General features: G+C 56.3%; 16 protein-coding genes. 2 read left to right on the top strand and 14 right to left on the bottom strand.

All coding sequences use genetic code 11. From position 1 onward, the window contains the following. Positions 1-69: 69 nt before the first annotated feature. The 14 genes from CR254_RS05950 to CR254_RS05885 form a co-directional block, all read right to left on the bottom strand. Complete coding sequence (locus CR254_RS05950) at positions 70-837, bottom strand: SHOCT domain-containing protein (protein WP_097928933.1); 768 nt, start codon at positions 835-837, stop codon at positions 70-72. Between the two features lie 277 nt (positions 838-1,114). Then, positions 1,115-1,567 carry an SRPBCC family protein gene (locus CR254_RS05945; RefSeq protein WP_097928932.1) on the bottom strand — a complete coding sequence of 151 codons (453 nt, stop codon included), beginning with the start codon at positions 1,565-1,567 and terminating at the stop codon, positions 1,115-1,117. Between the two features lie 103 nt (positions 1,568-1,670). Continuing rightward, entirely contained in the window at positions 1,671-2,285 is a 615-nt protein-coding gene (locus tag CR254_RS05940; protein ID WP_245851451.1) for a nucleotidyltransferase family protein, read from the bottom strand. Next, positions 2,269-3,048, bottom strand: a complete 780-nt coding sequence (locus tag CR254_RS05935) for an XdhC family protein (protein ID WP_097928930.1) — start codon at positions 3,046-3,048, stop codon at positions 2,269-2,271. The genes CR254_RS05940 and CR254_RS05935 overlap by 17 nt, the downstream gene beginning before the upstream one ends. Continuing rightward, the gene (locus CR254_RS05930) at positions 3,045-4,226 is read right to left on the bottom strand and encodes a vWA domain-containing protein (RefSeq protein WP_097928929.1); all 1,182 of its coding nucleotides are present in this window, start codon (positions 4,224-4,226) and stop codon (positions 3,045-3,047) included. Before CR254_RS05930 ends, CR254_RS05935 begins: the two co-directional genes overlap by 4 nt. Further along, positions 4,223-5,098 (bottom strand): AAA family ATPase, encoded by an 876-nt coding sequence (locus tag CR254_RS05925; protein ID WP_097929515.1) that lies wholly within the window; start codon positions 5,096-5,098, stop codon positions 4,223-4,225. The genes CR254_RS05930 and CR254_RS05925 overlap by 4 nt, the downstream gene beginning before the upstream one ends. Before the next feature lie 70 nt (positions 5,099-5,168). Beyond that, positions 5,169-7,586, bottom strand: a complete 2,418-nt coding sequence (locus CR254_RS05920) for an aerobic carbon-monoxide dehydrogenase large subunit (RefSeq protein ID WP_097928928.1) — start codon at positions 7,584-7,586, stop codon at positions 5,169-5,171. Then, positions 7,583-8,077 (bottom strand): (2Fe-2S)-binding protein, encoded by a 495-nt coding sequence (locus tag CR254_RS05915; RefSeq protein WP_097928927.1) that lies wholly within the window; start codon positions 8,075-8,077, stop codon positions 7,583-7,585. Before CR254_RS05915 ends, CR254_RS05920 begins: the two co-directional genes overlap by 4 nt. Before the next feature lie 11 nt (positions 8,078-8,088). Continuing rightward, a complete protein-coding gene (locus tag CR254_RS05910) occupies positions 8,089-8,943 on the bottom strand; it encodes an FAD binding domain-containing protein (protein WP_097928926.1) in 855 nt (284 codons plus the stop codon). A gap of 112 nt (positions 8,944-9,055) precedes the next feature. Continuing rightward, the gene (locus CR254_RS05905) at positions 9,056-10,171 is read right to left on the bottom strand and encodes an MHYT domain-containing protein (RefSeq protein ID WP_097928925.1); all 1,116 of its coding nucleotides are present in this window, start codon (positions 10,169-10,171) and stop codon (positions 9,056-9,058) included. Between the two features lie 61 nt (positions 10,172-10,232). Beyond that, entirely contained in the window at positions 10,233-10,820 is a 588-nt protein-coding gene (gene trhA / locus CR254_RS05900; RefSeq protein WP_097928924.1) for a PAQR family membrane homeostasis protein TrhA, read from the bottom strand. A 199-nt stretch (positions 10,821-11,019) separates the two neighbouring features. Continuing rightward, positions 11,020-11,532 carry a hypothetical protein gene (locus CR254_RS05895; RefSeq protein WP_097928923.1) on the bottom strand — a complete coding sequence of 171 codons (513 nt, stop codon included), beginning with the start codon at positions 11,530-11,532 and terminating at the stop codon, positions 11,020-11,022. Between the two features lie 247 nt (positions 11,533-11,779). Then, positions 11,780-12,325 (bottom strand): YaeQ family protein, encoded by a 546-nt coding sequence (locus CR254_RS05890; RefSeq protein ID WP_097928922.1) that lies wholly within the window; start codon positions 12,323-12,325, stop codon positions 11,780-11,782. Between the two features lie 219 nt (positions 12,326-12,544). Next, positions 12,545-13,504, bottom strand: a complete 960-nt coding sequence (locus tag CR254_RS05885; protein WP_097928921.1) for a GntR family transcriptional regulator — start codon at positions 13,502-13,504, stop codon at positions 12,545-12,547. 196 nt (positions 13,505-13,700) lie between these two features. Between CR254_RS05885 and CR254_RS05880 the strand changes: the two genes are divergently transcribed. Together CR254_RS05880 and CR254_RS05875 are read left to right on the top strand one after the other, a co-directional pair. Continuing rightward, positions 13,701-14,753: an Ldh family oxidoreductase gene (locus CR254_RS05880; protein WP_097928920.1), complete on the top strand. Its 1,053-nt coding sequence runs from the start codon at positions 13,701-13,703 to the stop codon at positions 14,751-14,753. A gap of 99 nt (positions 14,754-14,852) precedes the next feature. Beyond that, positions 14,853-15,908 (top strand): Gfo/Idh/MocA family protein, encoded by a 1,056-nt coding sequence (locus tag CR254_RS05875; RefSeq protein WP_097928919.1) that lies wholly within the window; start codon positions 14,853-14,855, stop codon positions 15,906-15,908. Positions 15,909-16,219 lie beyond the last annotated feature (311 nt).

Below are 16,219 nucleotides of genomic sequence, written 5' to 3'. Positions count from 1 at the left end.
CACCTATTTGGCCAAAGACAGCGCTATCGCTACAACTGTCGCCAGCAACAGCAGACCTGCTCACAGTGGCTACAGCCGTGCGAGAAGTTCGGCCTTTTTGCTGGCAAACTCTTCTTCGGACAATGCGCCAACGTCGCGCAGTTGTGCCAGCCGACCGATAGTCCCCAGAATATCCTCGCCACCCAACGATGGGGCAACGTTGATTGCAGGCTCTGGCTCAGGCTGAAAGGTCTCGGCTGGCTGCATCGGCTCGAAAACTTCGGGCTCCGCCGCCCCGTCCGTGCGTGCGACTGGGAATGAGGATAGCGCGAATTGACCGAACTGGCTGGAGACGGAAATACCGCTGAATGGATCGCCATATCCTGATTGCTGCTGACTAAAACCGCCGATTTGGTGGTCGCCAGTGTCCAGCAAGACGATTTCGCGGCCATCGCCATGATCGAACGCCAACCGGCGCGCCTGTGGAAAATAGGCGTATCGTGATTGGTTCTGCCCGCCGGACGACGCTGGCTGCCCTAACCATTCAGGCCAGACGGACCCACCCATTGCCATGCTGAGCTGCTCGAAAAACAGGGTGGAGGCCATGGCGTTGGACAGCTCGCCGCACAGGTTGGACACTGTATTCTGCAAGCCACTGTTGAACATATCGCCAACCATGGTCATGCCACCGGACATCCACTGGCCAGAGCCACCAAGTTCGGGCACGTTGAACTGTGCCATCGTCCCGCCACCATTTGAAACGGCGCGGGCCATATGCTCCACCGCATCCTGCGATAGGCCATAACGGCGGGAAAGGTCGGCGATTACGGCACGCCCGTTAGCGGTCAGATTCGACATCGGATTTCCTTCTCAAACTCTGCCCGAAAAACCATGGGTTAACGCCTCATCCGCGAGTGTCCGATACATGTCAACCGTAGTCTGGGTGTTGCCAATACACCCCCGCTATTTAGAAACGAGATTCCGTTAATTTGCTCAATAATATGGGTTTTAACGGTGGCTAACGGAAAATTAGAACCGAACGGCATCAATCACCATACTCGATGCTGAAAATACTAGACCGTAGCATCGCAAACGGTTCAACGTCACCGCAAGTGCGATGACGTTGTTTCGGGTATCAGGCAACGGGTTCTTCGCTGACCACATCGGCGAACGATTTAAAGAACTTGGCTGCCAGCTTTTTGGCTGTGCTCTGGATCAAGCGACTGCCCAGCTGGGCCAGTTTGCCACCAATATCTGCCTTTGCCTCATAGCGCAGGATGGTTTGGTCGCCATCCGCAGTCAGCGTCACGTCCGCACCACCCTTTGCATGCCCCGCTGCACCGCCATTTCCCTGACCGGTCAGCGAGAATGCATCTGGCGCACCCGATGTATCCAGCTGCACATTACCGCTAAAGCGTGCCTTAACCGGCCCTACCTTTAGCACAACCTTTGCCTCCAGTTCCGTGTCGGAATGCTTGATCAACTCCTCACACCCCGGAATGCACTGCTGCAAGATTTCGGGATCGTTGAGCGCGGCGTAGACCCGCTCCTTGGGGGCGTTGATAATGATCTCGTCTGACAGTTCCATAATGTGTCCTTTTCCTAACAACAGGGGAATCTGATTTGGTCAGCTTGCTCAGGGGTGAGCGCCATTTTCCGGCGCAAGCAGCGCAGCGTTTTGATGAGGCGTTTCATGACGCGCACTCCGATATTGCGGTGAGTGAGGCATAGGCCTCGGGTGTATCGACATCGGTGTAGAAACCTTGTGCCGACAGTGAATGCCGCTGAACCATGTCCGGATTATCGCGCGTGAACCGCATGCACCCCGGACGCAGGCGGTCCATGGTCAATTGCGGTCGCACCACATGCGGCACAGCAATCGGATTGCCGCGCTTACCATCAGATGTCGGGATCGAGATCTTTGCCGGATGGCCGCTAACATGCGCCTCCAGCAAGGCTGTAATATCCGCTGATCGCAGCAAGGGCTGGTCCCCCAACCCGATCAGAACCACGTCAGCCGGCGGGCAATTGCTGAGCCCGAAGGCAACCGAGCTTTGCTGCCCCTGTTCATAGCTCGGGTTAAAAACGCATTGCGCACCTAGCCCCAGCAGCGCCTGTTTCACCGCGCAGGCATCCCAGCCGGTCACGACAATAATTGGCCCGTCCAATGCGGCCCGATATTGCTGCACAACGTGGCGCACCATCGGCAAACCGTTTACGGGCAAGAGCAGTTTGTTATGCGCGCCCATCCGTCGTGACAGCCCAGCGGCCAGAATTATCGTCGCAACCCTATGCATTTGCGGCATGAACCCGTGCGCGGCGCACCTGAACCAGATCAGCTAGGATCGACAGCGCGATTTCCTCGGGCGTTACAGCGCCTATATCCAATCCTGCCGGTGCCTTGATTGCATCGATCTTGGCAGGCTCAATGCCTTCCGCCTGCAATCGCTGCGACAGGTTCGCGAATTTCCGCGCACTGCCGACAAAGGCGATATGGATCGCGGGAACGGACAGTGATTTCTGTAATGCATCGACATCACCCTGCCCCTGTGTGGCGATAACGATGACGCGCTGGTTGTTATGACTTCCATCGGGCAGCGATTGCGCCACGGACCAATGGAATTGCGGGGCCAGCCTGATCAGCGCCTGTGCGACAGGAGATGTTCCCAATACGATCAATTGAGGAGGCGGCAAGCATGGCTCAATAAAGATATCCACGGTCCCCTTGGACGGGCAGCCATTGCGGGCAAATCGGGTGCCGTCGATTTCCTCCCCCGCTTGGATACCGCGTTGCGCCAACAGTTCCTCTGGCGCGACGGAGATCAGCTGCGGCTGACCGCTTTGCAGGGCTGCGATTGCGGCCTTTTTCACAGCTCCACGTGTACAGCCGCCGCCCAGCCAACCGTGCAGGATCGTACCATCAGCGCCCAGCAGCGCCTTCGCCCCCGGTTTTGCCGCCGTGGCACCTGCCGTGCGCACAATGGTGGCAAAAGCAAAGGGCTGATCCTGACGCTGCAAACGGTCTGCAACATCGGCAAGGTCGGGGGATAGGATTCCAGCCGGTTTCATAGCGCCGTCACCTCGTTCTCCAATGAAAGCAGGTCGTTCAGGGTGTTGGCCGATTTGAACAAATCCAGATGGGGCATCGCAGCGGCCATGCCGGTGGCGACGGGGGCATAATCCCTCCACCCCTTGAGCGGGTTGAGCCAGATGATTTTGCAGCCACGTTTTTTCAGATCACGCAGCGCCGCATCCATCACCGCAGGGGGCGACGTGTCATATCCGTCTGACAGGATCAGCACGACGGTACGGCCATCCACAAACCGTTTGGCATATGTGCTGGCGAACCGGCCAATCGACGGGCCAATCTGTGATCCGCCGCCAAAACCGTCGGCCATCAACGACATGCGGCCAATCGCACGCATCGTATCCTTTTCACGCAATGCTTCGGTTATCCGCACGAGGCGAGTGTGAAACAGGTAGGCATCTGCTGTCGGGTCGCTGCGCATTAGCCCTGCCAGAAAGGCCAGAAAGATCTGCGCATAAACCGTCATTGATCCCGAAACGTCGCACAGCGCCACAATCCTGCGCGGACGGTCGGGCCGGTTTTTTCGCAGCAGGCGCAGGGGGTCACCACCCGTTGCTAGGCTGGCACGGATTGTTTTGCGGAAATGCAGACGGTCGCCCCTACGCGCCGCACGACGCCGCCGGGAACGGCGGTCGCGCAGGGCAGTGCCCAAACGGCGGGCGACCTCCTCTGCCTCGGCGACATCCTCAGGCCGAACCAGATCGCGCAAATCCTTGCGCATCAGGTTGCGCACCTCGGTTGCGATCAGGCGCCCCTCACCGTCACTCTGCGCATCACCGGTTCCGCCATCAGGCGCATTGGCGGTGCCTGAGCCGCCCATATCCTCGCCCTGCGCATCGCGTGAGGAATGCATGTTATCATCCGTTTTCGATGCGGCGGTTTGTACGATCTTTTGCCTCACCCGACCGGCATCCATCCAGTAGCTGTCGAAGAGTGCATCAAAGCGCTCGGCCTCGTCCTTGCACCCTGTACATATGGTGCGCAGAGCTAGGCGGGTTTCGCTGGGTTGGGCAGCATTCACCTGGCACAAAGCAGCCAGTGCCACATCTGTTTCCGAAACGCCTAGACGCAGGCCGTTCTGGCGCAGGTGATCCATGAACCCGACCACCCGAGCGGCAGCACCGGTGTCGCGTGCGGCAAAACGTGTGATCCTGCTCATGCTGCGCGCCCCGCAATGCGGCCAGCGACCTCAACCGTGACATTCGCACGATCACGTTGGGTTTTCAGCAACGTGCTGAGCGTATGTTGCAGGGCCGCAGGGTTCGAGGTCAGGTCCGCAATGCCCAGCCCCATAAGTGCCGCCGCAAAATCCAGCGTTTCGGCAATGCCCGGAACCTTCTCCAAGTCCTCCTCACGCAGTTTCTGGACGAAACCGACGATCTGCTCGCCCAAGCGGACCTCAATCTGCGGGCATCGGGCGTGCAGGATCGCCAACTCGGTCGCGCGATCGGGGTACTCAACATAGGAATACAAACACCGGCGACGCAGCGCATCGGACAGATCGCGTGAGCCGTTTGAGGTGAGGATAACAATCGGGCGCGTGGTCGCACTGATCGTGCCCAGCTCGGGGATGGAAATCTGGAACTCGGACAGAACCTCCAGCAGATAGGCCTCGAATTCCTCATCAGCGCGGTCAATCTCATCTATCAGCAGGACCGGCGCGACATCCTGTGTAATCGCGGCGAGCAGCGGACGCTCCAGCAGGAATTCGCGTGAGAATATCCGCGCCTCGACAGATTTGCCGGTCTCACCATCCTCAGCCGCGGCACGGATGGTCAGCAATTGCCGTTGATAGTTCCACTCATAAATCGCCTGCGCCGCATCCAGCCCCTCGTAACATTGCAGGCGGATCAGTTTGGTATCGCGCTGCGCGGCCAAGCTGCCGGCCAGTTGGGTTTTGCCCACACCTGCCGCGCCCTCCAGTAACAGGGGGCGGCCCAGTGTCAGGGCCAGATGCATCGCAACCGCCAGGTCATCAGATGCAACATATCCGTCCGCTGCCAGAGCGGCTTGAAGGTCGTGCCAAGTCATTGTGAATTCCTGCATGGTGGGTGCCCAGTCATTCGGGCACCCACTATTGCTAGTTCAACCGAGTGCGCATTCAGTCATGCAGCCCTAGGCCATTTGCAGTTTTCCAAATCCGCCAATGGTCGTGCGGCATGTTGGTATGCGTATTGCCAAAGGGCCGGAATGCATCCTGCACAGCGTTCGAGAAGCACGGCACGCCGCCCACATGGGGGCTTTCGCCGACACCCTTTGCACCGATCGGGTGATGCGGGCTGGGGGTAACTGTGAAGTCGGTCTCGTAATTGGGGACTTCCCATGCGGTTGGCAGGAAAAAGTCCATCAGCGTACCGGTTTTGCAATTGCCCATATCGTCATAGGCAATCTCTTGGCCCAGCGCGACGGCCAGTGCCTCGGTCAAGCCGCCATGCACCTGCCCCTCGATAATCATCGGGTTGATGCGTGTGCCGCAATCATCCAACGCATAGAACCGGCGGATTTCTGGAACGCCTGTATCGACGTCAATATCCATGACGCAGACATAGGCTCCGAACGGGTAGGTCATATTGGGCGGGTCGTAATAGCTGACCGCCTCCAGACCCGGTTCCAGCCCTGGAATGGCCTGATTATAGGCGGCAAAGGCAATTTCCTTCATGGTTTTGAACCGCTCCGGCGCGCCCTTTACCACGAACCGGTCAACGTCGAATTCAACGTCATTATCGTGCACCTCCAGCAGATAGGCCGCGATCATCTGCGCTTTTGCGCGAATTTTACGCCCCGCCATAGCGGTGGCCGCACCAGCAACAGGGGTGGAACGTGATCCGTATGTGCCCAATCCATAAGGCGCGGTATCGGTGTCGCCCTCCTCAATCGTGATGCTGTCCGCAGGTAATCCGATTTCCGAGGCGAGGATTTGCGCAAAGGTCGTCGCGTGCCCCTGCCCCTGCGAAATCGTGCCAAGACGGGCAATCGCGGAGCCGGTTGGGTGGATGCGGATTTCGCAACTGTCGAACATGCCCAAACCTAGGATGTCGCAGTTTTTGACAGGCCCGGCGCCCACAATCTCCGTAAAGAAGCTGAGGCCGATCCCCATCAATTTGCGGGTTTTACCTGCCTTGAAATCCTCAACCCGTTGGGCCTGCTCGGCGCGCAAACCATCGTAATCAACGGTCTTTAGCGCCTTATCCCATGCGGTGTGATAATCGCCGCTATCATATTCCCAGCCCAGTGCGGCCTTATACGGGAACTGCTCCTTTTTGATGAAGTTGATCCGGCGCAGTTCAGCCGAATCCATGTTCAGCTTGATCGCCAGAACCTCGATCATACGCTCGATGAAATAGACTGCCTCCGTCACGCGGAAAGAGCAGCGATAGCTCACCCCACCGGGGGCCTTGTTTGTATAGACGCCGTCAACCTCCAGATAGGCGGTCGGGATGTCATAGGAGCCAGTGCAGATATTCATAAAACCGGCCGGAAACTTGGTCGGATCGGCACAGGCGTCAAACCCGCCATGATCTGCGGTCACGTGGCATTGCAGGCCAGTGATCTTGCCCTCCTTCGTGGCGGAGATTTTGCCCTTCATCCAATAATCACGGGCAAAGGCCGTGGTCATCAGATTGTCCATCCGATCCTCGATCCACTTGACCGGCCGCCCTGTCACGATGGAGGCAACGACCGAGCAAACATAACCCGGATATGCGCCCACCTTGTTGCCGAACCCGCCACCAATATCGGGTGAGATCACGCGGATATTGTGTTCCTCGATACCCGAAATCAGCGAAACGATGGTGCGGATCGCATGGGGGGCCTGAAATGTTCCCCACAGGGTCAGCTTACCGTTCACCTTATCCATCAACGCCACACTGCCGCATGTTTCCAACGGGCATGGATGCGTGCGGTGGTAGTACATCGACTCCTCCGCGACGATATCGGCATTTGCGATGACTTCCTCGGTCGGCTCCTTATCACCGGCCTCCCATGTGAAGATGTGGTTGGGGTGTTTACGCGGGCCATGTGCGCCATCGGCATTCGGGTCCAGATCCTCACGCAGAACCACATCGGATTTCAGGGATTCAAACGGGTCAACGATGACCGGCAGTTCCTCGTAATCCACCTCAACCAGTTCAATACCATCGGCGGCGGCGTAGCGGTCCTCGGCCACTACAAAGGCGACCTCCTGCCCCTGAAACAGCACCTTACCGTCGGCCAGCACCATCTGCTTGTCACCAGCAAGGGTTGGCATCCAGTGCAGACCCAGCGGGGCCAGATCCTCGGCGGTTAGAACGGCCAGAACACCGGGGATTTTCAACGCCTCCTCAGCGTTAATCCCCTTGATCCGCGCATGCGCATAGGGCGAGCGGACGAAATCGCCGAACAGCATACCGTCCAGCTTGATATCATCGACGTAGTTGCCCTTACCCTGTGTGAACCGAGCATCCTCGACCCGTTTGCGAGAACATCCCATGCCCTTGAGGTTGGCAACGCGGTCGTCGCGACTGATTACTTCGTCTTTCATTCTGCGGCCTCCTTGGCTGAGCTCATCTCCACGGCGGCGGCCTGAATGGATTTCACGATGTTCTGGTATCCAGTGCAGCGGCAAATATTGCCGGCCATGCCAAAGCGGATGTCTTCCTCAGTCGGATTTGGGTTTTCCTCCAGCAGCTTGGTCGCCCGCGTGATCATGCCGGGGGTGCAGTAACCGCATTGAAGCCCGTGATGCTCCTTAAACGCCTCCTGCAAGGGGTGCAGGCTGTCAGGTGTGCCGATCCCCTCAATAGTGGTCACGCTGGACCCACTGGCCTGCGCTACGAACATCGTGCAGGCCTTGACCGACTTACCGTCAATCGTAACCGTACAGGCGCCGCAGTGAGACGTATCGCAACCGATATGGGGGCCTGTGATATTCAAGCGTTCACGCAGGGTGTAGATCAGCAATTCACGTGGCTCGGCCAGAAACTCCTCGTCCTTGCCGTTCACGTTCATCTTGATGTGCATTTTATTAGACATGTGATCCCCCCTTATGCCCGCGACCAAGCGCGCGTGATTGCACGGCGCAAAATGACGGCGGCGACGTGTTTTTTGAACGCGATTGGCCCGCGATTATCCTCGCTTGGGTCGATGTCGTTCAACATTGCGGCGGTCGCAGCGGCAAGTGCAGCATCGTCAACGGAGGTGCCCACCAATGCGGCGCCAGCAGCCTCGGAATAGATTGGAGTATCGCTGAGGTTCGTCATCGCAATCGCGGCGGAGGTGCAGGTGTCGCCATCCTTGATGATTTGCACGGCGGCAGCAGCGGTGGCGTAATCACCGATCTTACGCTTCTGCTTCTCATAGGCGTATCCGCCTGCGGGCGTCGGGATGATTACTGCGGTCAGGACCTCGTCATCCTCACGCGTGGTCATATAAGCCGCCTCATAAAACTCGCGAGCGTCCACCTCACGCTCACCATCTGCGCCGATCAGGGTAAAGCGCGTGTTCAGGCATTGCATCAGGCCGGGCATGTCGTTCCCCGGATCGCCACTCGCAACGTTTCCGCCAACGGTTCCCATATAGCGGACCTGAGGATCGGCGATCTGCAAGGCGGCCTCACGCAGGATGGGCGCAGCACTGCGCAGTTCCGTATTGTCGATAATGTCCGCCTGCGTGACCATAGCGCCGATGCGGATTTCGTCCGCGCCCACGACGATATCAGACATGCCGCCAACATCCTGTAAGTCGATCAGATGGGGCACATCCGCCATGCGCAGTTTCATCATCGGGATCAGACTGTGCCCGCCTGCCATGACGCGCGCGTCATCCCCGTGCTCACCCAAGATGGCAAGAACACCCGCCATATCCTGAGGTCGATAATATTCGAATGCCGCTGGAATCATCGGCTGTCCTCCCCTGAAAACTTTTGTTTTTCTTAGGGAGAGGCTTGCATGCCGTTATCTATCACCGCTTCAACAAACCCATGAAATACAGGGGTTTTGCACGAGATGCGCCTCAGCTCGCACGAATTGCGCTGGGTTGCGCGCCCAACGCATCCTGAATCAGCTTCAGCTTGGACCTGCTAACCGGTGCGGGGGGAATGTCGGCCGCGGCAAAGACGCACTGCCCCTTATCTTTGGCCCGCTCAAACCGCGATACCTTGGCCAGATTGACCAGATAGCTGCGATGCGTTTGCAGCAGGCCGACCGGCAACAGCTTCTTTGTCGCCTCGGCAATTGGCCATGCGCAGAACAGGCTGCCCTGCTCGGTATATATCTGCGTGTAGTGCCCATCGGCGCGCACGAAAGCCACATCGGTGGACAGGATGAAAACCCGCACGCCGTCACGCTCACACGGGATTTGCAATGCACGGGGCATTGCATCGACCGTGAGGGGCGCAGTATCCTGCATCTGCGGGCTTGCCACCAGATAGGTCACGCTAACCCAAAGGAACGTGCCGAACAGAATGAAGCTGGAAAAGATCACTCCCAATGCCAGCACCTCGTTGCTCATCGTTGGGCCGAATTCGGTCAGGTTTGGCAGGGCAACGAAGTTGGTGCCCGACATGGCCAGAAAATGTACCGAGCAAACCGCAACGGCGAAGCACAGCGTCCCCAGAAAGATGTTCCGGTTTTGCCTGCGGCCATATGCGATGCCGAATGCCAAAACGCATAGGCCAATCGCAACCGCCGATGACGCCAGAACGCCCATCGGCGTATATGTCGCCCTGCACAGTTGCAGCCCCGCCATGCCGATATAGTGCATCCCCAGAATGCCAACCCCGACGATACCGCCTGCCAAACAAATCACCAGGGGTGTCCGCTCAACAAAATGCAGCAAGACCAGCGCCGCCCCAACGATCAAAATCGCCGTCAGTGCTGAAACCAGAGTGATCGCGGCGTCATAGTAAAACAGGATAGGCAGTTGCAGCCCCAGCATCGCAACGAAATGCATCGACCAGATCCCACCACCCAACGCGATAGCGGCCAGAGCGATTGATATCTGCCGTTGCAATAACGGCTTTCGTGACAAATCGCGGGTCAAGGACAGGCCGGTAAAACCCGCCACCAAAGCAACCACACATGACATGACGACTAGGAGAGTGTTGTGGTCTGCTTCAAGAAGTTCCATGCGCTAACCTGTACGAAATGATCTCTGTTGGCAAACCCCCAAGCGGCCTATTCATCGGATGCTAAAACAGAGCCATCCAGACGCCACAAAACATCAGAATACCGCCAAAATTCACCCAACTGTGCCACAGCGCATAGCGATAGGGCATTTCCTTGCGAATGTAGAAGGCCGTTCCGATGACATAGCACGCAGACCCGCCAATGATATAAAACAACACATCTGACGATACGACCGCCAGATCGGGTAGCGCGCACAGACCGATAGCGCCCAACCCCAAATAGGATGCCGTTGACCAGCGGGACTTAACCCGTTCATCGGTAATCTTTTTCCACATTGCGACAGCCGTTAGTGACCAGCAAATCGCCAGTAAGCTGAGCGTCCATGTTGTGTTGGCATATAGGAAAAAGGGCGTAAACGTCCCCGTAATGCTGGGATAAATCGCCGCGTGATCCACCCGTCGCAACAGCAACCGCCGATCATGCCATGGCGCAAAGTGATACGCCCATGAGGCCAGATTGGATGCAAGCGCACAGCAGACATAGGCGGTAACGCCAACAGCCAGCGCGCCATTCACCTGTCCAAAACTTTTGAAGATCAGCACGCTGCCCGCCACTAATATCAGGGCAAGTCCGATGATGTGCACGACCATATCAGCAAAACGATAGGATGCCCTAGGGCTAGGATAATTCGTTTCGCGCACAGTCAGCCCCAGCAATGGATTGGATCACGCCAGATAGATGTACCCATCGGCTGCTGACAAGATAATTTGACCAGCCACATAAAAAATCCCTAAACGCGGCCGATAACTCGCCCCCAGCGGACGCATCAACTGGGGACGTTGGCAGTGTTTAACCGCGGCCCTTAGCAGCCATCAGCCGCAACATCGCAACGAGCACGATCCCGTAAAGAACATGGCCAACCAGCGCGACCCAAGTGATCCCGCTAAAGTTCAGGAAGAACGGCAGGCCCGCAATAGATGTGATGCCGCCAATTGCAAAGACCCATAGTCCAAAGCCGTAAACAGCGGATGGCACAAACCACCCGAACTTAACGCCCAGCACACGCTTCCAGATTGGCTCGAAGATGAACAGCCAGCCGATGGGATAGCCAATCAAGCCAACAAGGTAAAAGTGGAAAAAGTATCCAGCAAAGTCACCATTTGGCAGGCCGAACTTCCCCAGAAGGCTTTTCGCAAGCCCATGCGGCGACAGGTTCGCATAACCAAGGCCGGGGCTAACAACCTGACCCCAGAAATCGAACGCATTCGTCGCCATAAATCCGGCAATGAACATCAGTCCAATAGTAGCGATCGACATTTTTGGCATTGCGCCATCCTTGGTGCCTGAGGTGAAGTTAACCATGGTGCTTTTCTTTCCCGTTACGCCCCTCGACTTACCCAATATCCGAGTTCAATCGAGCGACTTATCTACAATCCTTCTATGTCTTTCGCATACCTTAGTTTTTTGCTGACTCAACGAGTGAAGTGCATTTTGTAACATTCCTACTCGCTTTGTTATGGTTCCGTGTGCACCAGCCGCATTCATTACAAGAGTGTGTGAGATAGGTGCATTATGCTGACTGCGCAGCGGTTAGCGCCCAATTTTGCACTTAATCTGCCGATTTCCACTTGATCGGGTTAACGTAAACGACACTATCGCCAACGCTGACCATAACCTCACCATCCTGAATATTTACCTGCAATTTCATCGAACGGTCCGCCTGCGCACCAAGTTGGCTCAGTTCGCTTTCGGAAATGTTAATGACGTGCAGATTATCAAACCGGGTGGTGCTGTTTTTAAGCTTATCCCACCACATTTCCGCCGTCCTGCCCCCATAGGAGTACACGATCACTTTGTCGGCCTTACCGCACGATTGACGCACAATCTTTTCGCTGGGAAGCCCCAAGGTCACCCACAGCTCGATCTCAGCACTCAGGCTTCTTTGCCAAACATCCGGTTCATCATCCGTTGAAATTCCCTTGGTGAACTCCAACTGCTCGTGTGCATTCAGAGCGAAAGCAACAAGCCGCAGCATTAACCGCTCATCCGTTTCTGAGGGATGTTTCGCAATGGTCAGGTTATGCGTCTCGTAATAGTGGCGATCCATATCGGAAACGGAAAGCTCGGCTTTATAGATAGTGGATTTTTGCGCCATAATTTTTCCCAATGAGCGAAGTTGAGGATGCGTAATCCGCCAAACGCTGTTGTGAAAGCAGAAAGAGGCAGCGCACTGTGTCGTCCCCTAATTTTGGCGAGGCAATCATAGCCGCCCTCCTTCAAGCTCTACTGACCTGACAGTCGGCCAACGAAAGATCAAAGCCGAGTTTTCCTCACTTATGACACCGCCCCCCTAGCCGGCGCAGCTAAGCCTAGATCAGCGCGTTATGTCATGAGGTTCAAGATAATCTGGCGGCGTGTCATAAATGATCCCGCGCAATGTGGTGATCCGAACAACGGCCCGATCGCTGGAGTGAAGCAAATGTATGCGCAATGCGTCGCAAGCCTCAGAAACGGCCCCCTTTCGCAATGCGCTGAGGACATGCACGTGCTCTTCCAGAAAGGGTTCAACCGGATAAATTTCGGCGGTGTGCTGGTAGAAAAATTTATGTGCCAAAAGCAGTGACTGGGCTTCGGTCATTGCCTTGCGTAGCGCAGAATTATCGCAACGCTGGAGTAGGCCAATGTGCAAATCCGCTTCGAGTTTATCGAGCCATTGCCCACCTTTGCCTGCGGCGCCCTGCAGATCACAGATCATCTGATCCAGTTGCGCCTCCGACACCAGATTGCTGACGCGCTGTAGCGCGGCGGGTTCAAGCAAGGCGCGCAATTCATAAAGGTCGCGCACCCGCACTTCGCTGAGTTTCGGTGCGACCCATCCCTTGCCTTCATTAACAACCAAGCCGCGCGTCTGTAGTCGTGCCAGAACGTCGCGCGCAACTGTGCGACTGACCCCAAACTGACGGGCAATACCTGTCTCGGTTAAGCGCCATGCCCCAAAAGCAATGCGCCGCGTTAATGCATCCTCGACCTCGCCATATATCCGCTGCCATGTAGGCGTGATGTCCGTGGTGAACGGGTCATCGATGGGTGATGACAGTTCCGCGGCACGCTTTTGGGCATTCTTTACGACAACAAATCCCCGCCCGGGGGCAGTCATATGCGCGACAAGTCCTAAAGCCTCCAACTGCGCTAATGCCTTGCGTGCCGGTGCACGCGACACACCGAAGCGTGTCGCAATTCTGTTTTCCATCAAACGGTTACCCGGCTGAAGATCACTTCCCGCGATCTCTGATGTCAGAACATGCAGAATGCGGTTGTAGAGCGGCTCTTGCATATCGGCAAATCCAGTAAGGGCATCGTTTTATACAACTCCTAGCTAGCACGGTGGACGCACCATCGAATAGGGCTTGCCTAGCCTCACATTTAATGACTTATGTACACAAAGTGCATATTTTCTAACACCAATATCTGGCTGCGCGTCTATCAGCCAGAATACGCGGTCGTTGAGGCGGAAGCCCAAGGGTGCCAACATGGAAGACATATATGCGGATCAGGAAAGGTTGCGGGGGTTTTGCCAAGCAATCTTGGGCGCTACGGGGGCCGATGCGCCTAGCGCCGTAGCTGCTGCGCGCGCCATGCTTCATGCGAGCAGCCTCGGCGTTGATAGTCACGGCGTCCGGCTTTTACCCCATTACGACAAAGTGTTCCGTGGCGGGCGGCTCAACAAAGCCCCGAACATGAAATTCGCACGTACGCGGGCAGGATCGGGGCTGCTCGATGCGGACAACGCGCATGGCGCACTGGCGGCATATGCCGCAGCGGACCATGCTTGCAACTTAGCACGCGAGGCCGGGATCGGTGCAGTTGGGATCAGTCGGACATCGCATTGTGGTCCCGCAGGGGCATATGCACTAGCCATCGCAGAGGCGGGAATGATTGGCATCGTTATGTGCCACTCTGATAGCTTCGTGCGTCTTCATAACGGCGCAGAACGGTTTCACGGAACAAACCCAATTGCGGTGGCCGTCCCAACGCAGGGCAGCAATCCTTGGCTGCTTGATATGGCAACAAGCGCAGTGCCCTATAATCGGGTGCAGCTTTACAAATCATTAGGCCGTGAGTTGCCTGCCGATGCCGCATCGGACCACAACGGGCTGGATACAAATGACGCCAATGCCGTTGAAATGCTGGCCCCGCTAGGCGGTAAGTTCGGTTTCAAGGGGGCGGGTTTAGCCGGTATGGTAGAGATTTTTTCCGGCCTGCTAACCGGCATGAAGCTCAGCCCCGAGATTTTGCCAATGGGCGGACCGGATATCACCACACCACGTGATATGGGCGCCTTTGTAATTTGCATCGATCCTGACGGGCTTGTTGGGCGCAGCTTACTGCTCGCGGGAATGGATCGCTACCTAACCGCTCTGCGCGAAAGCACATCGCGAGAGGGCACAACAGTGATGGCACCGGGCGACCGAGAGTGGGCGGAAGCCACGCGACGCAGCAAGATTGGCGTTCCGCTTGATCCGGAAACCGTTGCCGAATTCAGACGTCTGTCTCAAGGCGCAAAGATCGCCGCACCATTCTAAAGTATCATTATATATCAATTAGATGAAGCGAGCCACAGCAGGCACAAAGACCTGAAAATCATAGTCATTCGCTCAATCATCAAAGGGGAGGAATTACAGATGGCAAAAACCATACAGCAACAACGCGTGGGTGTGGCCCTTATTGGAGCCGGCATGATTGCCAAAACCCATGTCGCGGCACTATCGGATGCGCAAAACGAAATCGCATTGAGGGCGATCGTGTCACGCCGACCTGAAAATGCACGTTATCTCGCCGATTTTTATGATGCCGAACCGCCTATATTCACATCTGATTTGGTCGCAATTGCCGCTGATCCGGACATCACAGTGGCCATCGTTGCGACACCGCCTAGTGTCAGAAAAGACATTATCGAGCAGCTTGCCGCGTCCGGCACACATATCCTTCTTGAAAAGCCTGTTGGACGAAATCCGCAAGAAGCACTTGAGGTAGTCGAGATATGCGAGCGTGCAGGCGTGACACTGGGTGTCCTGTTCCAACACCGGATGCGGGCCCCTTCAATCGCAGCCGCCGCTCATGTGAAGGGCGGCGCACTTGGTAAGCTCGGCCTCGTCGAAATCAACGTGCCGCTATGGCGCGACCAATCCTACTACGATGAACTCGGACGAGGGACCTATGCCCGCGATGGCGGTGGCGTAATGATCACGAACGCAGTCCATTCCATTGACCTCGCTTTGAGCTTGGCCGGTCCGGTCACACAGGTTCATGCAATGACAGCCACCACGCCATTACATCAAATGGAAGCCGAGGATTTCGCGATTGCAGGCCTGAAATTTTCCTGTGGCGCCGCAGGGTCATTTGTCGCCAGCACAGCGATGTATCCACACAGAACGGAAATAATCCGCCTACATTTTGAAGAAGCCAGCCTCAAACTTGACAAGGACGCGCTCGAAATTTCCTGGCGAAATGGGCCTACAGAAACCGAAGCAAAGGATGCTGACCCTCGAAAGGTGAACCCGTTACTGGGCGGAAAACATGAATGGCATCAGGCCGTCATAACCGATTTCATCGATGCAGTCCGTCACGGAAAAAAGCCCATGGTTACGGGGCGAGAGGCACTGGTTTCCCATCAGTTGATTGCAGCAATCGAAACTTCATCACAGACGGGGCAACCAGCGCGTTTAATGGATAAATGATACTGCAATCAGGATTAACCATTACTTATCAATACACCACATGTCGGCGTGTCTGATATGTGTTTTCCTTCGACACACAATCCTCCTCATGAGCTCCGTTGCGGCGCGATAGGCCCAATACGAAAGTGGAAGCTGCGGGACACTCTGATCACTCTTTGGATCGACACAGGCTCTTTTGTGATCGCTTAGCGTTCTAGAGGCGCTCTGCAAAACCAGTGACCTGCTCCCCATTGAGTCCGCTAATTTAGGTTAGCTCTGTTCAGGTTTTGGTCTTCCTTTGACCGGTTAACATATTCGGCTGGTGTTAGGCC

Source organism: Pontivivens marinum (assembly GCF_900231835.1).
Taxonomy (GTDB): Bacteria; Pseudomonadota; Alphaproteobacteria; order Rhodobacterales; family Rhodobacteraceae; genus Pontivivens; species Pontivivens marinum.
Note: the sequence above shows the minus strand (reverse complement) of the source record. Positions and strands in the feature narration are given on the sequence as shown.